Origin of the sequence: Nocardia sp. NBC_01730 (assembly GCF_035920445.1) — a bacterium.
GTDB lineage: Bacteria > Actinomycetota > Actinomycetes > Mycobacteriales > Mycobacteriaceae > Nocardia.
The window spans coordinates 3,872,205-3,897,497 of sequence record NZ_CP109162.1; the positions used below are offsets into that span (position 1 = coordinate 3,872,205).

The 25,293-nt window shown below is 66.6% G+C and carries 1 protein-coding gene (cut by a window edge); it reads right to left on the minus strand.

From position 1 onward, the window contains the following. Window positions 1-25,293 carry the 3' portion of a non-ribosomal peptide synthase/polyketide synthase gene (locus OHB12_RS15580; RefSeq protein WP_327120174.1) on the minus strand. Its footprint extends 18,129 nt past the window's final position, so the window shows 25,293 of its 43,422 coding nt (coding positions 18,130-43,422); its start codon lies off the right edge, out of view; the stop codon is at window positions 1-3.

Here is a 25,293-nt window from a genome sequence, read left to right on the forward strand (position 1 = left end):
CTATCGTGATGGCGTGTCATACCGCCGCGCGGCATCGGCGAGGTAGTTGTTCAGGATAGGACCGATGACAGCCAATGCCTCCGGTGTCGTCATCTCTATATGCGCGCAGTCCACCACGCACTCGTGTATGGCCCCGGTGACCGCCGACCGCCAGACCTCGGCTGAGAGCCGCTTGCCTGCATCGTCCACCGACCTCGCCGCGCTGAAGAACAGCATGTCCCCATCGAAGACTCCAGCCTGGAAATTGCGCAGGATTCGTTTCCGGTTCTCGATCCATGCACCGAGGCATTCCAGGTGCGTGGCCGTGAGACCGGTATCCAGACCGAACGACTGGTTCAGGAGCAGAACGGCATCCTCGAATGACATCTCGCTATCGGCCTGCGAGGCAGCGAGTTCCGAGCCAGTGGTGTGCAGCAAGCCATTGGTGTGGAGGTCTGCTAGCTCCACACCAATGGCACGGACCAACTTCTCGGCGCTGACGTTCCCCTCGAACAGATCGTCCCCGTCGACGGCGTGATCTTCCCCGTTGATGACCGCGGTGTCCATGAGTGCGAGTGTCGCAACATCGTCACCAGCGCCGCGCAATTCAACGGCCATGGCGTGCGCAATCACGCCACCCAGGGACCATCCCAACAGATGGTACGGACCGTGCGGCTGGATGGTGCGGATCTCCTCGACATACCGATGAGCCAACTGCTCGACCGATCCGAAGCCCGACTCGCCGCCGATCACCGGCGATTGCAGCCCGTACACGGGACGGTCGATCGAGAGATACTGAACCAGCCCTGAATATGCCCACGAGAGTCCACTTCCCGGATGCACGCAGAAGAGAGCAGGTCGACTACCGGTGGAACGCAGCGGCAGCACCACTCCGAGAGCATTGTCGGCTGACGCTCCGCGAAAGCTCAGTGGACTGCCGATGCGCCGGGCAAGTCCTGCCGGCGTTGGATCGAGGAACACAAGACTCACGGGGATATCGACGCCGAGTCTGGCCCGCAGTATGGTCACAACTCTGGTCGCGACCAGTGAGTTGCCACCCAGGTCGAAGAAGTTGTCGTCGATTCCGACGGGTGTGATGCCGAGGATTTCGGCGTATATGTTGGTGATGGCTTCTTCTGTTGGTGTGGTGGGTGCCTGGTATGTCTGGCTGGTGAACTCCGGTGTTGGTAGCGCCTGCCGGTCGAGTTTCCCGGTGGGGGCCAGCGGGATCTCGTCGAGGACGATCACCGCTGTTGGCATCATGTAGCCGGGCAGGGTGCGCCCGAGAAGGGTTTTCAGGCCGGGCACGTCGATCTGTCCGTTGTCCGGGTGCACATACGACACCAGTGTGGTTTCTCCCGACGGGCCGGTACGCGCCAGCGTGGCAGCGAAACCGACCGCGGGATCGGTGGTCAGGACGGCATCGATCTCGCCGAGCTCGATCCGGAATCCACGTATTTTCACTTGGAAGTCGTTGCGTCCCACGAACTCCAGTTCCCCGTCCCGGGTCCACCGGACCACGTCCCCTGTCCGATACATTCGCCCACCCGAGCCCGCGTAGGGATCGGCCACGAACCGTGCCGCGCTCGATCCCGCACGACCGTGGTAGCCACGAGCCACACCCGGCCCGGAAACATAGAGCTCACCGACCACCCCGACCGGTATCGGCCGCAGCCACCCATCCAGGACGACCTCGCGGACCCCGCGGACCGGCCCGCCGACCGTCACCGGTCCGCCGGGGGTCATCGGGCCGCTGATGTTGGACATGATGGTGGTCTCGGTCGGCCCGTACGCGTCGAACAACCGCCGTCGCGGCGCCCAGCGGGTCACCAGGTCCGGTGGACACGCTTCACCACCGGTCACGATATCGGCGAACCCGTCGAGACCGGCCGGATCGACCGTGCTCAACACGGTCGGGGTGAGGAACCCGTGCGTGATGTGTTCGGTGGCCAGTACCTCGGCCAGTTCCGCCCCGCCGCGTATTGCCGGCGCCGCGATCACCAACCGTGCCCCGGCACCGAAGGCCATCAGATACTCGAGAATCGACGCATCGAAACTCGGAGAGGAGAAATGCAACACCCGCGAGACCGGTGACGTCGCGTACCGGGCACACTGCTCGATCGCGAAATTCTCCAGGCCCTGATGGGTGACCACGACACCCTTCGGGGTGCCGGTGGACCCGGAGGTGTAGATCAGATACGCCGGATGCTCCAACCGCAACGGGGCCAAGCGGTCGGTGTCGGTCACCGTGGTGGCCGGGCATCGTGTGTAGGTGTCCTGTATGGCGGGGTCGTCGAGGATCAGCCAGTCGATGGTGTCGGGGAGCCTGTCGTGCTCGCGTGCGGTGGTGACCCCGGTCACGGCACCGGAATCGGTGAGCATCCGGGTGATCCGGTCGGTGGGATAGCCGGGATCGACCGGGAGGAACCCGGCACCGGTCTTGGCTACCGCCCACACCGACAACACCGATTCCAGCGACCGTGCCATCCCGATCGCGACGAACGATTCCGGGCCCGCACCATGATCGATCAACCACCGCGCCAACCGGTTCGAACGCTGATCCAGCTCCCGATACGACACCTCCACACCCTGGTAGGACACCGCTGCCGCGTCCGGGTCCACCGCCGCGGTATCGGTGAAGATCTCCGGCAGGGTCCGCACCGACCCACCCGCGTTCCCCCGGACCGGGACCAGTCGGCGGTACTCGGCCGCGGAAAGCAGCCCCAGCCGCGCCAGCGGCAGGTCGAGGTCGGCGGTGATCGCGTCGAGGACCCGGGTGAGGTGGGTCAGGATCGACTCGATCGTGGCGGGTTCGAAGAGTTCGGGGAGGTATTTGATGGTCAGGTGTAGTCGGGTATCACTCGATGCGGCCAGGGCGAGGGGGTAGTGGGTGGCGTCGTGTCCGTGTATCGCGTTCACCCGGACCCCGGCCAGGTCGGTGGCCTCGCTCAGCCCGGCCCGCTCGATGGGGTAGGACTCGAACACGGTCACGGTGTCGAACCTCGCGCCCGGGCCGGCGGCCTGCTGGATCTGGCTCAACCCGAGGTAGTGGTGGTCGAGTAACGCGGCCTGCTCGGCCTGGACTCGTGTGAGCAGGGTAGCGAGGGTGTCGCGGTAGTCCAGCGTGATCCGGACCGGGATTGTGTTGATGAACAACCCGATCATCTCTTCGATACCCGGGATCTGGGCCGGGCGCCCCGAAACGATCCCACCGAACACCACGTCCTCACGAGAGGTCAACGCCCCCACCACGATGCCCCACCCGACCTGCACCATCGTGTTCACCGTCACCTCGAGGTCGCGGGCGGTGGCGGTGAGTGTCCTGGTCTGCGCCACGCTCAGGTCCACTCGTGTCTCGCAGGGGAACCGCGACAACAGCCGGCCCCGCCCGGCCGGGGCGAGCAGGGTCGGTTCGGTCACCCCGGCCAGGGCCGCCATCCACACCGCCTGTGACTGTGCACTGTCGCGGGCACCCAGCCACGCCAGATACTCCCGATACGGGTGTACCCGCGGCAGGGCCGTGGCGTCCCCGCCGGTGGCGTAGAGCAGTAACAGTTCCCGGATCAGCAGCGGTGTGGACCAGCCGTCGAGCAGGACATGATGATTGGTCCACACCAGCCGATACTCACCCGCCCGGACCGTGACCAGCATCAGCCGTAGCAGTGGCGGGTCGGCCATGTCGAAAGAAGTGACCGAGTCGATTGTCAAGAGTTCCTCGAGTGCGGCCTCGCGACCGGTTTCGGCGATACCGGTCAAATCGACCACACGCACCGCCACCTCGACCCGGTCGGGCACGACCTGCACGAACCTGCCCTCGGTGTCGGGAACGAACCCCGCCCGCAGGTTCGGGTGCCGCGCCAACAAACCCTCCGCCGCGGCCCGTAACCGTGGCAGCGACACCACCCCACCCAACTCCAGCACCAACTGCACCAGATACGCATCCACCGATTCCTCGGCCAGCAACGCATGAAACAGCAACCCCGCCTGCAGCGGCGCCAACGGCCACACCTCGACCAACCCCGGGAACCGCTGTTCGAGCGCCTCGATCCCCGACTGGTCCACACACACCAATTCCAGATCCGACGGTGTGTGCCCACCAGCACCCGGTCCGCTCGCGTGCACACTCAACGCGGTCAACGCCGTAACCCACCCGTCTGCCAGCTCGCTGACCTCGCCGGTGGTCAGGACCCCGGACGGGAAGCAGAACCCCGCCCGCAGTACCGGCCCCGCCGGGGTATCGATGACCGCGGCATTGATATCGACCGCCACCACCGGCGACAACTCCCGACGACCGGTAACACCCACACCCGCATCACCGACCGGAACCCACCCCGGCATCCCCCCCGAACCAGTAGTAGCTGCGGCGGCGGCGGCGGTGGCGGCGGTGGCGGTGGCGGCGGTGGCGGTGGTGGTGGTGGTGGTGGCGGTGGTGGTGGTCAACCGGCCCAGGTAGTTGAAACCGATCTGTGGGGTCGGTAGCGAGTTCAGTACCGGCCGGGTGTCGGTGTTGAGGTAACGCAGTAACCCGTAACCGATCCCGTGGTCGGGGACCGCGCGTAGTTGTTCTTTGACTGTTTTGAGTGCCGCGGCTGCGGCCGGGCCTGCGGCCGGTATCTCATCCATCTCGATCTCGGACAGGTCTATGCGTAGCGGGAACAGGGTGGTGAACCAGCCCACCGTGCCCGACAGGTCCGCTCCGGGGACGGCCTGTTCTACCCGGCCGTGGCCCTCGACACCGACCAGGACCTGCCCGGTCTCGATACCCCGATCGTGTCGCCACCGGATCACCGCGATCGCCAACGCGGTCAGCAACCCGTCATCGACACTGCCGTGGAACTTTTCCGGCACTGTCGTCAGCAAGGTCTCGCTCACCTCTACCGGCACGTCCACCACGACCGTGTCGATGCTCGTAGCGGTATCGCGGACCGGGTCCAGCCCCCGCGTTCCCAGCACCGGATCAGGCCCGCTCAGCATGCCCTGCCACAGATCCAGTTCCCCGACCCGCTCCACCGTGTGCGCGGCCTCGACCAACCCATACGCCCACCGGCGCATCGAGGTCCCCGACACGGTCACCTCGGGATCGCGACCGGTCTGGATCCGAGCCCACGCCGCCGCCAGATCCGCCACCAGAATCCGCCACGACACCCCATCGATCACCACATGATGCGCCACCACCAACAACCGGCCACCCACACCCGAACCCACACCAGGGTCGAACCACACCACCTGCAACACCACCCCCGCCACCGGATCCAACCGACCCACCGCAGCATCCAACTCCGCAGCCACCACCCCCGAAAACCCATCACCCACCACCCCCGCCACCGGCACCCGCCGAATCAACCCCGCCACCGACACCGACCCCACCGGCCCCACCACAAACCCCCACCCAACCCCCGCACCATCAACCCCCGCCCCAACAACCCCCGCCCCAACAACCCCGGCCCCAACCCCGGTGTCGGTGTCGGTGTCGGTGTCGGTGCTGTGGTGGAGCCGGGCTCGGAGCATGTCGTGGCGGTCGACCACTGCTTGTATCGTCCGGGTCAGGCTGTCTTGGTCGATCCCGGTCGGTAGTGACAGCAGCACTGTTTGTGAGAACCGGTCGAAACCGTCGCCGCTGCCCTGGTCGAGTAGCCATGCCACGATCGGTGTCACCGGGATCTCACCGATCCCGCCGCCGGGCAACTCGGCCAGGACCGGTCCGGTCCTGGTTTGTGTCGCGGTCTGGGCCAGCCCGGCGACGGTCTTACGTTCGAAGACTTCTTGCGGGGAGAAAACCACTCCCGCGGCTTTCGCCCGCGCCACCAACTGGATCGACATGATGCTGTCACCACCCAGCGCGAAGAACGAGTCCTCCGCCCCTACCGACTCGACCCCCAACACCTCAGCGAACAACCCCGCCAACACCACCTCCACCGACGTCGAGGGTGCCCGGTAGGCCTCACCGGTGAACTCCGGTGCCGGCAACGCCCGCCGATCCAACTTCCCGTTCGCGGTCAACGGCAACCGATCCAAGGCCACGATCGCGGCAGGCACCATGTACTCCGGCAACCGCTCGGCCACAAACCCACGCATCTGGGCCACTCGGCTGGTCGCGCCGGGATCGTTGACGTATCCGGCCAGGGAACCCAGCGGGCCGGCGGGCAGATACACCTCCGAAAACACCTCGGGCACTGCCGTGTCGGTGTCGGTGTAGATCACATCCATCAGCCCCGCAACTGGGGACCAGGTCAGGAGTACCGCGTACCCCAGATCGTGTCCGAGTAGACGGCAGTCTTGTGGTGCTATGGCATCCACGGTCGGGGCGGTCTTGTCGAGCAGGTCACTTATCGGGGTGCGATCGACGGCGTGGTCGAGAGCGCGTGCGGCGGCGATGTCGGGTGCCAGCCCGGCGTGCGGGATCCCGCTGATCCGGATCCGTTCGGGATGTTCGGTACGCAGATACTCCCTGACTTCTGCCAAGCCCTTGAACTGTTCCCACGGCCTTACCGGTGCCGCGGCCAGCGACCGCACCATTACCGGCGCCTTACGTAGCACCACCTCATACCGGTACCGGCCGAGTTCGTTGACCGCGTCTATGTCCTTGAGCTGGATGTCCACTGCCCCGATATCGGGAAGATGCTGTGGCAGGGCGGTGAAGAACTCCGGTGCCAGCATCAACTCCCGCTGCGCGAGTACCTCTCGGCGCACCCGTTCACGCACCATCGCCGCGGTGGCTACCTCGTCAGCGCGAGCGCACTGCACGCCGGTGGTGAACTCTGGCAGCAACGCCAAGTTCCGCACGTCCCCGATGAACAGGGCACCGCCCGGGGTCAGCAACGGTAGTGCCTTACCGAGCACGTCAAGCAGGTACGCCGCGTTCGGGAAGTACTGCACCACCGAGTTCAGCACCACCGTGTCGAAATAGTCGTGTGGCAGCCCCTCGACCACATCCGCCGACTGCACCCGTAACCGCACCCGTCCCGCCCACGGCTGATATTCCACCCCGGCCTGCAGTGCCTCGATCGTCGGTGTCGAGAAATCCGTCGCCCAATACTCTTCGCAGTCCGGTGCCAGCCCAGACAGCAACAATCCCGACCCGACCCCGATCTCGAGGACCCGCCGTGGCCGCAACCCGCGAATCCGTTCTACCGCCGCTGCCCGCCATGCCCGCATCTGCTCGAGCGGGATCGGCTGACCGGTGTAGCTGGAGTTCCAGCCCGAAAAGTCTTCCCCGAATCCCACCACATTCTGGTGGGAACCGGTCGCGTTGTCGGTATCGGTCTGTGCTCGGACATAAGCCTGTTCCCCCGAGTACAAGTCGTCATACACTCGCCGCCATTGCCCTACCAGCTCTGTTTCCCGCGCGTCTTCCCGCGCCAGGCTCGCTTCCCGGTCGAGCACCACATACCCCACCAACTGCTTGTCCAGCACCGCGCCATCGGCCCCGCTGTCGCGGGCGACCACCACCGCCTGCGATACCTGTGGATGTGCCGTCAGCACCGCTTCGATCTCTCCCGGCTCGATTCGGAACCCACGGATCTTGACCTGTTCGTCCACACGCCCCACGAACTCCAACCGGCCACCGGTATCCCACCGCACCAGGTCCCCGGTCCGATACATCCGATCGCCGCGACCGTCGAACGGGCAGGCCACGAAACGCTGCGCGGTCAATCCCGAACGGCCTCGATACCCCCGTCCCACCCCGGAACCAGCGATATACAACTCCCCCGCTACCCCCACCGGCACCGGCTGCAACCCCGCATCCACCACGAACACCCGCGCGTTCCCGATCGGAACACCGATCGGCACCGACCCACCCACCACCCCACCCGACGGTTCCACAACCTCGCTGGTGGCATAGATCGTGGTCTCGGTCGGCCCGTACGCGTTGACCACCCGAACCCCTGGCATCGCGGACTGCACCCGCTCGACCATCCACACCGGCAACGCTTCACCCGCAAGTACGACGGTGCCTGCCGCGATCGTTCCCGCCGCGATCTGATCGAGCATCGCCGCGAATACCGACGGCACCGTGCTGATCACATCCCCGGTCCAACCGTCCCGCTCGCCGAGCACCAGGAGATCACGGACCACCTCGATGCGCCCGCCCGCACACAGCGGCGCGAACATCTCGAACACCGACACATCGAACGTCGCCGACGTACTGGCCAGCACCCGGGAAAACCCCGCACCGAGAGTGGAACTCATTTGCGACACGCAGTTGACCACGTTGCGGTGGCTGACGGCGACACCTTTGGGGGTGCCGGTGGATCCGGAGGTGTAGATCACATACGCCAGGTGTTCCGGGCGCAGCGGGCCGATCCGGTCGGTGTCGGTGGGGTTGGTCTCGCCCCGGTCCCCGCCGTCGCTCCTGACCCACCCGCAGCCGGCGGCGACACCGAGGTCGGGGCCGACCTCGGTGTCGAGTGTGTCGAGGTGCACGAACTCGAAACCGGTGGGCGGCAGCACGGCGGTGGTGGCAGTGGTGGTCAACACCAGCAGGGGGCGGGCGTCGGTGAGGATGAATCGGGTGCGTTCGCTGGGGTAATTCGGGTCGATCGGCAGGTACGCGCCACCGGATTTGAGGACCGCCAGCAACGCGATCACCAGTTCCGGCGAGCGCGGCAACGCGACCGCGACCACCGACTCCGGACCCACACCACGCCCGATCAACACCCGCGCCAACCGGTTCGCCCGCGCGTTGACCTGCCTATACGACACCTGCCGGTCGGCGAAGACGAGAGCCACCGCGTCCGGCGAGGCGGCCACCTGATCCTCGAACAGTGCCGGGATCGTCGCTGCCGGCACCGGCACCGCGGTGTCGTTCCACGTCCGCAGGATCTGTTCCCGCTCGCCGGGGACTAGGACGTCGAGCCGATCGAGCCGCCGCCCTGGATCCGCCACCACTGCCTCGAGGACCCGCACATACCGGGCCGCGATCTGTTCGACGGTGCTCCGGTCGAACAGATCGCTTGCGTACTCGATCGATCCCTGTACTCCCTGCTGTTCACCCTGGATGGGGGGCAGCTCGGTCAGGCTGAAGAACAGATCGAACTTCGCTGTCCCCGTCGCGGCGGGCTCCCCTCTCAGCTCCAGCCCCGGAAAATCCACGTCCGGGAAAGGATTGTTCTGCAACGCGAACATCACCTGGAACAGCGGGTGGTAGGCGGTCGAGCGGGCTGGGTTCAGCAACTCCACCAACCGTTCGAACGGCGCATCCTGATTCTCATACGCCGCCAACGCCTTCTTCCGCACCTGTTGGAGGACCTCGCCGAAACACGGATTCCCGGACGTATCAACCCGCAACACCCACGTGTTGACGAAGAACCCGACCAGATCCGTCAACGCCTCATCGGTGCGACCCGCGATCGGGCCCCCGATCGGGATATCGTCCCCGGCCCCGAGCTTGTGCAACAACACCGCCAACGCCGACTGCAACACCATCGACACCGTCGCTCCGCGCCTGCGTGCGAGCCGCTCCACCCCCACCGACAAACGCGGCTCGAGCGCGAACGTCACCTCCGCACCGCGGTAACTGGCCACCGCCGGCCGCGGACGGTCGGTCGGCAACCGTAGTTGTTCCGGCGCCCCGTCCAACTCCCGACGCCAATACCCGAACTGGGCGGCCAGCACACTGTTCGGATCCTCTTCCGATCCGAGCCAATCCCGCTGCCACAGGGTGTAATCGGCGTACTGCACCGGCAACGGCGCCCACCCCGGCGCCGCACCGGCCGACCGCGCCGCATATGCCGACGCTATATCCCGCGCCAGCGGCGCCAACGACGCCCCATCCCCGGCGATATGGTGGATCACCAGCACCAGGACATGTTCCTCGGCCGCGCACCGGAAAATCCGGGCCCGCACCGGGACTTCGGCCGAAAGATCGAACCGGTAGCCCGCCACCGCGGCCACAGCCGCCACCCGCTCCGGCTCGGCCGCTGTCACCACCTCGCCGATCACCTGGTCCACCGGCACCGCCTCGACCGGCAAGATCTGCTGGAACGGCACCCCCTCATCCTCGACGAAGATGGTGCGCAGGCTCTCGTGCCTGGCCACCACATCTGCGATCGCGGCCCGCAACGCGGTCACATCCAACGCACCACGCAGCCGCACCGCCAGCGGAATGTTGTAGGTCGCCGAGGCACCCTCGTACCGGTGGATGAACCACAACCGGCGCTGCGCATATGACAGCGGCATCCGCTCCGGCCGATGCCGCGCCACCAACGGCGCCCGCACCACACCCTGCTCCGACAGCCGCGGCGCCAACCCGGCCACGGTCGGGGATTCGAAGATCACCCGGATCGGTACCTCCACCCCCAACACCGACCGGAACCGGCTGACCAGCCGGGTCGCGGTCAACGAATGCCCACCCAGATCGAAGAAGTTGTCATCGACACCGACCCGTGCCACACCGAGGACTTCGGCGAACACGGCCGCGACGGCTTCTTCCACCGGTGTCGAGGGTGCCCGGTAGGCCTCACCGGTGAACTCCGGTGCCGGCAACGCCCGCCGATCCAACTTCCCGTTCGCGGTCAACGGCAACCGATCCAAGGCCACGATCGCGGCAGGCACCATGTACTCCGGCAACCGCTCGGCCACAAACCCACGCATCTGGGCCACTCGGCTGGTCGCGCCGGGATCGTTGACGTATCCGGCCAGGGAACCCAGCGGGCCGGCGGGCAGATACACCTCGGAGAACACCTCGGGCACTGCCGTGTCGGTGTCGGTGTAGATCGCGTCGATCGATCCTGTGGCCGGGGACCAGGTCAGGAGTACCGCGTACCCCAGATCGTGTCCGAGTAGACGGCAGTCTTGTGGTGCTATGGCATCCACGGTCGGGGCGGTCTTGTCGAGCAGGTCACTTATCGGGGTGCGATCGACGGCGTGGTCGAGAGCGCGTGCGGCGGCGATGTCGGGTGCCAGCCCGGCGTGCGGGATCCCGCTGATCCGGATCCGTTCGGGATGTTCGGTACGCAGATACTCCCTGACTTCTGCCAAGCCCTTGAACTGTTCCCACGGCCTTACCGGTGCCGCGGCCAGCGACCGCACCATTACCGGCGCCTTACGTAGCACCACCTCATACCGGTACCGGCCGAGTTCGTTGACCGCGTCTATGTCCTTGAGCTGGATGTCCACTGCCCCGATATCGGGAAGATGCTGTGGCAGGGCGGTGAAGAACTCCGGTGCCAGCATCAACTCCCGCTGCGCGAGTACCTCTCGGCGCACCCGTTCACGCACCATCGCCGCGGTGGCTACCTCGTCAGCGCGAGCGCACTGCACGCCGGTGGTGAACTCTGGCAGCAACGCCAAGTTCCGCACGTCCCCGATGAACAGGGCACCGCCCGGGGTCAGCAACGGTAGTGCCTTACCGAGCACGTCAAGCAGGTACGCCGCGTTCGGGAAGTACTGCACCACCGAGTTCAGCACCACCGTGTCGAAATAGTCGTGTGGCAGCCCCTCGACCACATCCGCCGACTGCACCCGTAACCGCACCCGTCCCGCCCACGGCTGATATTCCACCCCGGCCTGCAGTGCCTCGATCGTCGGTGTCGAGAAATCCGTCGCCCAATACTCTTCGCAGTCCGGTGCCAGCCCAGACAGCAACAATCCCGACCCGACCCCGATCTCGAGGACCCGCCGTGGCCGCAACCCGCGAATCCGTTCTACCGCCGCTGCCCGCCATGCCCGCATCTGCTCGAGCGGGATCGGCTGACCGGTGTAGCTGGAGTTCCAGCCCGAAAAGTCTTCCCCGAATCCCACCACATTCTGGTGGGAACCGGTCGCGTTGTCGGTATCGGTCTGTGCTCGGACATAAGCCTGTTCCCCCGAGTACAAGTCGTCATACACTCGCCGCCATTGCCCTACCAGCTCTGTTTCCCGCGCGTCTTCCCGCGCCAGGCTCGCTTCCCGGTCGAGCACCACATACCCCACCAACTGCTTGTCCAGCACCGCGCCATCGGCCCCGCTGTCGCGGGCGACCACCACCGCCTGCGATACCTGTGGATGTGCCGTCAGCACCGCTTCGATCTCTCCCGGCTCGATTCGGAACCCACGGATCTTGACCTGTTCGTCCACACGCCCCACGAACTCCAACCGGCCACCGGTATCCCACCGCACCAGGTCCCCGGTCCGATACATCCGATCGCCGCGACCGTCGAACGGGCAGGCCACGAACCGCTGCGCGGTCAATCCCGAACGGCCTCGATACCCCCGGCCCACCCCGGAACCAGCGATATACAACTCCCCCGCTACCCCCACCGGCACCGGCTGCAACCCCGCATCCACCACGAACACCCGCGCGTTCCCGATCGGCGACCCGATCGACACCGACACCCCACCCGACTCGTCGGATTCGGGCACCGAGTATCGGGTGGCGCACACCGTGGTCTCGGTCGGCCCGTACGCGTTGACCACCCCGACCTCGGGATAAGCATGACGGAACCGGTCCACCGCGACCGGGGAGAGCGCGTCCCCGCCGGTGACTACCTGTTGCACCCCGTCCCACATCTGCGTGTGCTCCGCGGACGGATCCGCCAGCAGGTGAAACATGGGGGTCGCCACGAACAGCGACGTCACCCGATGCTCGGTCACCAGCCGCTCGAGCATCGCCGGGTCCGCCGGCCCTGGCGGGGCGATCACCAGCTCGCTACCGGAAAGCAACGCCGTCCACATCTCATACGCCGACGCGTCGAACCCCAGCGACGAGGACATCAGCATCCGCTCACGCCCGCTGGTCGGCCACCCGTGGAACACCAGGTTGATCACGTTGTAGTGGCAGATCGCCACCCCTTTCGGGACCCCGGTCGACCCGGAGGTATACATCACATACGCCAGATGCTCCGGACACAGCCGGGCCACCCGCTCCGCATCGGTGAACTCACCAGCATCCATATCACCAGCACCAGCACCAGCACCGTCGATACCGAGCGTGTCCAGATACAGCAATTCCAGGTCGGTGGGCGCCAGCACGGCCGCGGTCGCCGCGTCGGTCAACACCAGCACCGGGGCGGCGTCGGTGAGGATGAACCCGGTCCGCTCACTCGGATAATTCGGGTCGATCGGCAGGTACGCGCCACCGGATTTGAGGACCGCCAGCAACGCGATCACCAGTTCCGGCGAGCGCGGCAACGCGACCGCGACCACCGACTCCGGACCCACACCACGCCCGATCAACACCCGCGCCAACCGGTTCGCCCAGGCATCGACCTGCCGGTAGGTCCACCGCTGCCCCCCACTGCTCAACGCCACCGCCTCCGGCCGAGCGCCCACCTGCTCCCCGAACAACTCCGGCACCGTCACCGCCGGAACCGGCGCCACCGTCTCGTTCCACCCCTCCAACACTCGCCGACCCTCGGCCCCGTCCAGCAAAGCGAGCCGATCGAGCCGCCGCCCTGGATCCGCCACCACTGCCTCGAGGACCCGCACATACCGGGCCGCGATCTGTTCGACGGTGCTCCGGTCGAACAGATCGCTTGCGTACTCGATCGATCCCTGTACTCCCTGCTGTTCACCCTGGATGGGGGGCAGCTCGGTCAGGCTGAAGAACAGATCGAACTTCGCTGTCCCCGTCGCGGCGGGCTCCCCTCTCAGCTCCAGCCCCGGAAAATCCACGTCCGGGAAAGGATTGTTCTGCAACGCGAACGACACCTGGAACAGCGGGTGGTAGGCGGTCGAGCGGGCTGGGTTCAGCAACTCCACCAACCGTTCGAACGGCGCATCCTGATTCTCATACGCCGCCAACGCCTTCTTCCGCACCTGTTGGAGGACCTCGCCGAAACACGGATTCCCGGACGTATCAACCCGCAACACCCACGTGTTGACGAAGAACCCGACCAGATCCGTCAACGCCTCATCGGTGCGACCCGCGATCGGGCCCCCGATCGGGATATCGTCCCCGGCCCCGAGCTTGTGCAACAACACCGCCAACGCCGACTGCAACACCATCGACACCGTCGCTCCGCGCCTGCGTGCGAGCCGCTCCACCCCCACCGACAAACGCGGCTCGAGCGCGAACGTCACCTCCGCACCGCGGTAACTGGCCACCGCCGGCCGCGGACGGTCGGTCGGCAACCGTAGTTGTTCCGGCGCCCCGTCCAACTCCCGACGCCAATACCCGAACTGGGCGGCCAGCACACTGTTCGGATCCTCTTCCGATCCGAGCCAATCCCGCTGCCACAGGGTGTAATCGGCGTACTGCACCGGCAACGGCGCCCACCCCGGCGCCGCACCGGCCGACCGCGCCGCATATGCCGACGCTATATCCCGCGCCAGCGGCGCCAACGACGCCCCATCCCCGGCGATATGGTGGATCACCAGCACCAGGACATGTTCCTCGGCCGCGCACCGGAAAATCCGGGCCCGCACCGGGACTTCGGCCGAAAGATCGAACCGGTAGCCCGCCACCGCGGCCACAGCCGCCACCCGCTCCGGCTCGGCCGCTGTCACCACCTCGCCGATCACCTGGTCCACCGGCACCGCCTCGACCGGCAAGATCTGCTGGAACGGCACCCCCTCATCCTCGACGAAGATGGTGCGCAGGCTCTCGTGCCTGGCCACCACATCTGCGATCGCGGCCCGCAACGCGGTCACATCCAACGCACCACGCAGCCGCACCGCCAGCGGAATGTTGTAGGTCGCCGAGGCACCCTCGTACCGGTGGATGAACCACAACCGGCGCTGCGCATATGACAGCGGCATCCGCTCCGGCCGATGCCGCGCCACCAACGGCGCCCGCACCACACCCTGCTCCGACAGCCGCGGCGCCAACCCGGCCACGGTCGGGGATTCGAAGATCACCCGGATCGGTACCTCCACCCCCAACACCGACCGGAACCGGCTGACCAGCCGGGTCGCGGTCAACGAATGCCCACCCAGATCGAAGAAGTTGTCATCGACACCGACCCGTGCCACACCGAGGACTTCGGCGAACACGGCCGCGACGGCTTCTTCCACCGGTGTCGAGGGTGCCCGGTAGGCCTCACCGGTGAACTCCGGTGCCGGCAACGCCCGCCGATCCAACTTCCCGTTCGCGGTCAACGGCAACCGATCCAAGGCCACGATCGCGGCAGGCACCATGTACTCCGGCAACCGCTCGGCCACAAACCCACGCATCTCCGCCACCACACCGGTACCGGTGTCCGTGTCGAGCACCACATATCCCACCAACTGCCTACTCGAAGCCATATCACCGGCCTCGGCCACCGCGGTATCCCGGGTAGTCACAACCGCCTGCACCACCGCCGGATGCGACACAAGCACCGCCTCGATCTCGCCGAGCTCGATCCGGAAGCCGCGCACCTTCACCTGGAAATCGCTGCGCCCCACATACTCCAACTGTCCGTCCAGCCGCCACCGGGCCCTGTCTCCGGTGCGGTACATCCGCTCACCCGGCGCACCGTGCCGGTCCGCGACGAACCGGGTGGCCGTCAACCCCGCCCGGCCCAGATAGCCACGAGCCAGTTGCGCACCCGAGACGTACATCTCGCCCACGACACCCCTCGGCACCGGACGCAGAAGGGTATCGAGCACCACTACACGCAGACCGGCAATGCTCCGACCGACCACACTCGCCGAGGCCGAACCAGCCAATTCCCGATCCAGCTGCAAACAGGTGACGTGCACGGTGGACTCGGTGATGCCGTACATGTTGACCAGCATCGGACCGGTGTCGTCGTGTCGCGCGTACCAGCGCTCCAGTCGGCCGAGGTCGAGGGCCTCCCCACCGAAAATCACGTACCGCAGCGACAACTCCTGCCCACTCCCATCGTCTGCCGCGACCGATTCGGCCAACTGATAAAACGCGGTCGGTGTCTGGTTGAGCACGGTCACCCGCTCTCGCCGCAGCAACTCGAGGAATTTGTCGGGCGACCGCACCGTGTAGTAGTCGACTATCACGAGCGTGCCGCCGTACAGCAGCGCACCCCATAACTCCCACACCGAGAAATCGAACGCGTACGAGTGGAACATCGTCCACACGTCCGACTCGTCGAACCCGAACGCGTCCCGGGTGTTCGCGAACAGGGTCAGTACGTTGCGGTGAGAGACAAGCACACCCTTCGGGGTGCCGGTCGAACCCGAGGTGTAGATCAGGTACGCCACCGCGTCGGGATCGACAGGTGCCCACCGGTCCGCGTCGGTCACCGGCAGTGGCGAGAGACCCGCAAGCGCGGTGGGCGTAACAGGATCGTCGAGGAGCACCACCGGTCGCTCACCGACCGGCAGCGCCCCCACTTCCGCGACGGTGGTCAGCACGCACACCGGGTTCGCGTCGGTGAACAGGAACTCCAGCCGCTCCGCCGGATAAGACACATCGACCGGCAGGTACCCTCCACCGGCCTCGAGCACCGCCAGCAAAGCAACGATCAGCTCCGTCGAGCGGGGCAGGGCCACCGCCACCAACGATTCCGGGCCAACCCCCAGGGCAATCAGATGCCGCGCCAGCCGGTTCACCCGCGCATCCAATTCGCCGTATGAAAGCGCCGAGTCCCCGAACACCACCGCGGTCGCATCCCGGTAGCGCTCGACCGTGCACGTGAACATCTGCGACAACGTCACCGGCTCGGCCTCGATCCCGGCCTGATTCCAGCCCTCGAGCACCAACGCCCGCTCGGCGGCGTCGAGAAGATCGATATCGACCAGCCGAATCGACGGATCGGCGGTGATCGCGTCGAGGACCCGGGTGAGGTGGGTCAGGATCGACTCGATCGTGGCGGGTTCGAAGAGTTCGGGGAGGTATTTGATGGTCAGGTGTAGTCGGGTATCACTCGATGCGGCCAGGGCGAGGGGGTAGTGGGTGGCGTCGTGTCCGTGTATCGCGTTCACCCGGACCCCGGCCAGGTCGGTGGCCTCGCTCAGCCCGGCCCGCTCGATGGGGTAGGACTCGAACACGGTCACGGTGTCGAACCTCGCGCCCGGGCCGGCGGCCTGCTGGATCTGGCTCAACCCGAGGTAGTGGTGGTCGAGTAACGCGGCCTGCTCGGCCTGGACTCGTGTGAGCAGGGTAGCGAGGGTGTCGCGGTAGTCCAGCGTGATCCGGACCGGGATTGTGTTGATGAACAACCCGATCATCTCTTCGATACCCGGGATCTGGGCCGGGCGCCCCGAAACGATCCCACCGAACACCACGTCCTCACGAGAGGTCAACGCCCCCACCACGATGCCCCACCCGACCTGCACCATCGTGTTCACCGTCACCTCGAGGTCGCGGGCGGTGGCGGTGAGTGTCCTGGTCTGCGCCACGCTCAGGTCCACTCGTGTCTCGCAGGGGAACCGCGACAACAGCCGGCCCCGCCCGGCCGGGGCGAGCAGGGTCGGTTCGGTCACCCCGGCCAGGGCCGCCATCCACACCGCCTGTGACTGTGCACTGTCGCGGGCACCCAGCCACGCCAGATACTCCCGATACGGGTGTACCCGCGGCAGGGCCGTGGCGTCCCCGCCGGTGGCGTAGAGCAGTAACAGTTCCCGGATCAGCAGCGGTGTGGACCAGCCGTCGAGCAGGACATGATGATTGGTCCACACCAGCCGATACTCACCCGCCCGGACCGTGACCAGCATCAGCCGTAGCAGTGGCGGGTCGGCCATGTCGAAAGAAGTGACCGAGTCGATTGTCAAGAGTTCCTCGAGTGCGGCCTCGCGACCGGTTTCGGCGATACCGGTCAAATCGACCACACGCACCGCCACCTCGACCCGGTCGGGCACGACCTGCACGAACCTGCCCTCGGTGTCGGGAACGAACCCCGCCCGCAGGTTCGGGTGCCGCGCCAACAAACCCTCCGCCGCGGCCCGTAACCGTGGCAGCGACACCACCCCACCCAACTCCAGCACCAACTGCACCAGATACGCATCCACCGATTCCTCGGCCAGCAACGCATGAAACAGCAACCCCGCCTGCAGCGGCGCCAACGGCCACACCTCGACCAACCCCGGGAACCGCTGTTCGAGCGCCTCGATCCCCGACTGGTCCACACACACCAATTCCAGATCCGACGGTGTGTGCCCACCAGCACCCGGTCCGCTCGCGTGCACACTCAACGCGGTCAACGCCGTAACCCACCCGTCTGCCAGCTCGCTGACCTCGCCGGTGGTCAGGACCCCGGACGGGAAGCAGAACCCCGCCCGCAGTACCGGCCCCGCCGGGGTATCGATGACCGCGGCATTGATATCGACCGCCACCACCGGCGACAACTCCCGACGACCGGTAACACCCACACCCGCATCACCGACCGGAACCCACCCCGGCATCCCCCCCGAACCAGTAGTAGCTGCGGCGGCGGCGGCGGTGGCGGCGGTGGCGGTGGCGGCGGTGGCGGTGGTGGTGGTGGTGGTGGCGGTGGCGGTGGTGGTGGTCAACCGGCCCAGGTAGTTGAAACCGATCTGTGGGGTCGGTAGCGAGTTCAGTACCGGCCGGGTGTCGGTGTTGAGGTAACGCAGTAACCCGTAACCGATCCCGTGGTCGGGGACCGCGCGTAGTTGTTCTTTGACTGTTTTGAGTGCCGCGGCTGCGGCCGGGCCTGCGGCCGGTATCTCATCCATCTCGATCTCGGACAGGTCTATGCGTAGCGGGAACAGGGTGGTGAACCAGCCCACCGTGCCCGACAGGTCCGCTCCGGGGACGGCCTGTTCTACCCGGCCGTGGCCCTCGACACCGACCAGGACCTGCCCGGTCTCGATACCCCGATCGTGTCGCCACCGGATCACCGCGATCGCCAACGCGGTCAGCAACCCGTCATCGACACTGCCGTGGAACTTTTCCGGCACTGTCGTCAGCAAGGTCTCGCTCACCTCTACCGGCACGTCCACCACGACCGTGTCGATGCTCGTAGCGGTATCGCGGACCGGGTCCAGCCCCCGCGTTCCCAGCACCGGATCAGGCCCGCTCAGCATGCCCTGCCACAGATCCAGTTCCCCGACCCGCTCCACCGTGTGCGCGGCCTCGACCAACCCATACGCCCACCGGCGCATCGAGGTCCCCGACACGGTCACCTCGGGATCGCGACCGGTCTGGATCCGAGCCCACGCCGCCGCCAGATCCGCCACCAGAATCCGCCACGACACCCCATCGATCACCACATGATGCGCCACCACCAACAACCGGCCACCCACACCCGAACCCACACCAGGGTCGAACCACACCACCTGCAACACCACCCCCGCCACCGGATCCAACCGACCCACCGCAGCATCCAACTCCGCAGCCACCACCCCCGAAAACCCATCACCCACCACCCCCGCCACCGGCACCCGCCGAATCAACCCCGCCACCGACACCGACCCCACCGGCCCCACCACAAACCCCCACCCAACCCCCGCACCAACAACCCCCGCCCCAACAACCCCCGCCCCAACAACCCCCGCCCCAACCCCGGCATCATCGGCATCGGCATCGGCCCTGGCGTCGGCCCTGGCGTCGGCCCTGGTGTCGGCCCTGGCGTCGGCCCTGGTGTCGGTGTCGGCCCCAACCCTGGTGTCGGTGTCGGTGTCGGCCCCAACCCTGGTGTCGGTGTCGGTGTCGGTGCTGTGGTGGAGCCGGGCTCGGAGCATGTCGTGGCGGTCGACCACTGCTTGTATCGTCCGGGTCAGACTGTCTTGGTCGATCCCGGTCGGTAGTGACAGCAGCACTGTTTGTGAGAACCGGTCGAAACCGTCGCCGCTGCCCTGGTCGAGTAGCCATGCCACGATCGGTGTCACCGGGATCTCACCGATCCCGCCGCCGGGCAACTCGGCCAGGACCGGTCCGGTCCTGGTTTGTGTCGCGGTCTGGGCCAGCCCGGCGACGGTCTTACGTTCGAAGACTTCTTGCGGGGAGAAAACCACTCCCGCGGCTTTCGCCCGCGCCACCAACTGGATCGACATGATGCTGTCACCACCCAGCGCGAAGAACGAGTCCTCCGCCCCTACCGACTCGACCCCCAACACCTCAGCGAACAACCCCGCCAACACCACCTCCACCGACGTCGAGGGTGCCCGGTAGGCCTCACCGGTGAACTCCGGTGCCGGCAACGCCCGCCGATCCAACTTCCCGGACGGGGCCACCGGGATCTCGTCGAGCACCACCACCGCCGACGGCACCATGTACGACGGCAACCGCGCCGCCACGAACCCCGACACCGCCGCCGCGTTGAACTCCACCCCCGCCACCGGAACCACATACCCGACCAACCGCTCCACCCCGCCGTCCTCGCGAACCATCACCACCACCTGCGCGACCGACTCATGCCGCAACAACACCGACTCGATCTCCCCCAACTCGATCCGGAATCCACGTATTTTCACTTGGAAGTCGTTGCGTCCCACGAACTCCAGTTCCCCGTCCCGGGTCCACCGGACCACGTCCCCTGTCCGATACATTCGCCCACCCGAGCCCGCGTAGGGATCGGCCACGAACCGTGCCGCGCTCGATCCCGCACGACCGTGGTAGCCACGAGCCACACCCGGCCCGGAAACATAGAGCTCACCGACCACCCCGACCGGTACCGGCCGCAGCCACCCATCCAGAACGGTGACACCGAATCCGGTGGTGGGGGTGCCGATGGTGACGGTTTCGCCGGGTTGCAGGGCAGTGGTGATGGTGGCTTGGATGGTGGTCTCTGTGGGGCCGTAGGCGTTGAACACGTCATGGCCGCGGACCCACCGGGCCGCGAGTTCGGGAGAGAGGGCTTCGCCAGCGACGGCGAGGGTATGCAGGGTGTCGAGGCCGGTCGGGTCGATGGTGGCAAGCGCGGTAGGAGTGAGGAAGGTGTGGGTGATGTGCTCATCGCGGAGGAAGCGGGCCAGTTCGGTGCCGCCGTAGACGGTCGGTGGGACGATGACCAGTCTCGCGCCGACACCGAAAGCCATGATCATCTCGTAGATCGAGGCGTCGAAACTCGGTGAGGCCAGATGCGAGACGCGGGCATCGGCGGTGACGGCGAGGTGTTGTTTTTCCGTGGCGGCCAGATCGGCCAGGCCCTGATGGGTGACCACGACACCCTTCGGGGTGCCGGTGGACCCGGAGGTGTAGATCAGGTAGGCGACATTGTCCGGCGACAGCGGCGCGGTCCGGTCGGTGTCGGTCACCGTGGTGGCCGGGCATCGTGTGTAGGTGTCCTGTATGGCGGGGTCGTCGAGGATCAGCCAGTCGATGGTGTCGGGGAGCCTGTCGTGCTCGCGTGCGGTGGTGACCCCGGTCACGGCACCGGAATCGGTGAGCATCCGGGTGATCCGGTCGGTGGGATAGCCGGGATCGACCGGGAGGAACCCGGCACCGGTCTTGGCTACCGCCCACACCGACAACACCGATTCCAGCGACCGTGCCATCCCGATCGCGACGAACGATTCCGGGCCCGCACCATGATCGATCAACCACCGCGCCAACCGGTTCGAACGCTGATCCAGCTCCCGATACGACACCTCCACACCCTGGTAGGACACCGCTGCCGCGTCCGGGTCCACCGCCGCGGTATCGGTGAAGATCTCCGGCAGGGTCCGCACCGACCCACCCGCGTTCCCCCGGACCGGTGTCAGTGCTTGACGCTCTGTGGTTTCGAGGATGTCGATATCGCCCACCGCTACCGCCGGGTCCGCGGTCACCGCGTCCAGGATGCGCAGGAACCGGTCGATGAACGTGTGTACCGTCGCCGCGTCGAACAGATCCGTGGCGTAGGTGAAGGCCCCGTGCATGCCGGTGGGGATACCGTCGTTCCCGAATTCCTCGGCGAGGCTCAACTGCACATCGAATTTCGAGACTCCTACCTCGATCCCCACTACCTGCACCGACAATCCCGGCCACTCCAACTCCACCGACCCGGTGTTCTGGAACTCCAACACCACCTGGAACAACGGTGCGTGTGCTGCGGACCGGACCGGAGCCAGCTCGTCGACCACCCGCTCGAACGGCACTTCGGCATGACCGAACGCGCCCAGATCCGTTTCCCGTGTATGTTCGAGCAGATCCGAGAAACTCGATCCGCCCTCGACCCGGGTGCGTAACACCAGGGTGTTGACGAACATCCCCACCACGTCATCGAGTACTGCCTCGCCCCGGCCGGCGATCGCTGTCCCTATCGTGATGTCGTCACTGCCCGACAACCGCGCCAGTAACACCGCCAACGCTGCATGCATCGTCATGAACAACGACGCGTGATGTTCGCGGGCCAGCGAAACCAGCCCGCGGTGACACCGCGCGGTGATACCGAATTCCTCCACCGCACCACGCAGCGACCGTTGCGCCGGGCGCGGCCGATCGGTCGGTAACGCCAGCACCTGCGGTGCTCCCGCCAGAACGCGGCGCCAGTACCCGAGTTCCCGCGCTGCCGGACTGTCGGGGTCTTGTTCCGAACCCAGCCATTCCCGCTGCCACAACGTGTAATCGGCGTATTGCACCGCCAACGGTGTCCACCCCGGGGCTTGTCCTGCCGAGCGGGCCGCGTAAGCAGCCCCCACATCCCGCGCCAGCGGTGTCATCGATATCCCATCCGCCGCTATGTGATGCACCACCAACGCCAGCACATGCACATCCGGCGCCAACCGGAACAACCGCGCCCGCACCGGAACCTCGGTAGTGACATCGAACCCGGCCGAGGCCACCCCTACCAGGAACTCATCCAGCCGCGTCTGCTCGACCACATCGCACGGTGTCAGATCCGGTAGCACTTCCCCCGCCGGCACGATCACCTGGACCGGGCCGTCTCCGGAATCCGGGAACACCGTGCGTAGTGCTTCATGCCGCGCCAGCACATCACCCAGAGCCGCCGCCAACGCGGCCACATCCAACTCACCGGTCAACCGGATCGCCACCGGAACGTTGTAAGCCGGGGACGTCGTATCGAACTGATTGATAAACCACATCCGCTGCTGGGCCCACGACACCGGCACCCGCTGCGGACGCTGCCCCGCCACCAACACCGGCCGCCGCCGACCACCAACCCCAACCCCAACCCCAGCAATCCAACCCACCAACCCCGCCACCGTCGGGGATTCGAATACCGTCCACACCCCGATCTCGGTATCAAGAGCCGTATTGACCCGGGCCACCAGCCGGGTCGCGGTCAACGAATCACCACCCAGATCGAAGAAGTTGTCATCGACACCGACCCGCGCCACACCGAGCACTTCGGCGAACACGGCCGCGACGGCTTCTTCCACCGGTGTCGAGGGTGCCCGGTAGGCCTCACCGGTGAACTCCGGTGCCGGCAACGCCCGCCGATCCAACTTCCCGGACGGGGCCACCGGGATCTCGTCGAGCACCACCACCGCCGACGGCACCATGTACGACGGCAACCGCGCCGCCACGAACCCCGACACCGCCGCCGCGTTGAACTCCACCCCCGCCACCGGAACCACATACCCGACCAACCGCTCCACCCCGCCGTCCTCGCGAACCATCACCACCACCTGCGCGACCGACTCATGCCGCAACAACACCGACTCGATCTCCCCCAACTCGATCCGGAATCCACGTATTTTCACTTGGAAGTCGTTGCGTCCCACGAACTCCAGTTCCCCGTCCCGGGTCCACCGGACCACGTCCCCTGTCCGATACATTCGCCCACCCGAGCCCGCGTAGGGATCGGCCACGAACCGTGCCGCGCTCGATCCCGCACGACCGTGGTAGCCACGAGCCACACCCGGCCCGGAAACATAGAGCTCACCGACCACCCCGACCGGTATCGGCCGCAGCCACCCATCCAGGACGACCTCGCGGACCCCGCGGACCGGCCCGCCGACCGTCACCGGTCCGCCGGGGGTCATCGGGCCGCTGATGTTGGACATGATGGTGGTCTCGGTCGGCCCGTACGCGTCGAACAACCGCCGTCGCGGCGCCCAGCGGGTCACCAGGTCCGGTGGACACGCTTCACCACCGGTCACGATATCGGCGAACCCGTCGAGACCGGCCGGATCGACCGTGCTCAACACGGTCGGGGTGAGGAACCCGTGCGTGATGTGTTCGGTGGCCAGTACCTCGGCCAGTTCCGCCCCGCCGCGTATTGCCGGCGCCGCGATCACCAACCGTGCCCCGGCACCGAAGGCCATCAGATACTCGAGAATCGACGCATCGAAACTCGGAGAGGAGAAATGCAACACCCGCGAGACCGGCATGACCGTGCAGCGATCGTGTAGCTCGGCCGCGAAGTTGTCCACTCCGCGGTGGGTGATGGGCACACCCTTGGGCACACCGGTGGACCCGGAGGTGTAGATCAGGTAGGCGACATTGTCCGGCGACAGCGGCGCGGTCCGGTCGGTGTCGGTCACCGTGGTGGCCGGGCATCGTGTGTAGGTGTCCTGTATGGCGGGGTCGTCGAGGATCAGCCAGTCGATGGTGTCGGGGAGCCTGTCGTGCTCGCGTGCGGTGGTGACCCCGGTCACGGCACCGGAATCGGTGAGCATCCGGGTGATCCGGTCGGTGGGATAGCCGGGATCGACCGGGAGGAACCCGGCACCGGTCTTGGCTACCGCCCACACCGACAACACCGATTCCAGCGACCGTGCCATCCCGATCGCGACGAACGATTCCGGGCCCGCACCATGATCGATCAACCACCGCGCCAACCGGTTCGAACGCTGATCCAGCTCCCGATACGACACCTCCACACCCTGGTAGGACACCGCTGCCGCGTCCGGGTCCACCGCCGCGGTATCGGTGAAGATCTCCGGCAGGGTCCGCACCGACCCACCCGCGTTCCCCCGGACCGGGACCAGTCGGCGGTACTCGGCCGCGGAAAGCAGCCCCAGCCGCGCCAGCGGCAGGTCGAGGTCGGCGGTGATCGCGTCGAGGACCCGGGTGAGGTGGGTCAGGATCGACTCGATCGTGGCGGGTTCGAAGAGTTCGGGGAGGTATTTGATGGTCAGGTGTAGTCGGGTATCACTCGATGCGGCCAGGGCGAGGGGGTAGTGGGTGGCGTCGTGTCCGTGTATCGCGTTCACCCGGACCCCGGCCAGGTCGGTGGCCTCGCTCAGCCCGGCCCGCTCGATGGGGTAGGACTCGAACACGGTCACGGTGTCGAACCTCGCGCCCGGGCCGGCGGCCTGCTGGATCTGGCTCAACCCGAGGTAGTGGTGGTCGAGTAACGCGGCCTGCTCGGCCTGGACTCGTGTGAGCAGGGTAGCGAGGGTGTCGCGGTAGTCCAGCGTGATCCGGACCGGGATTGTGTTGATGAACAACCCGATCATCTCTTCGATACCCGGGATCTGGGCCGGGCGCCCCGAAACGATCCCACCGAACACCACGTCCTCACGAGAGGTCAACGCCCCCACCACGATGCCCCACCCGACCTGCACCATCGTGTTCACCGTCACCTCGAGGTCGCGGGCGGTGGCGGTGAGTGTCCTGGTCTGCGCCACGCTCAGGTCCACTCG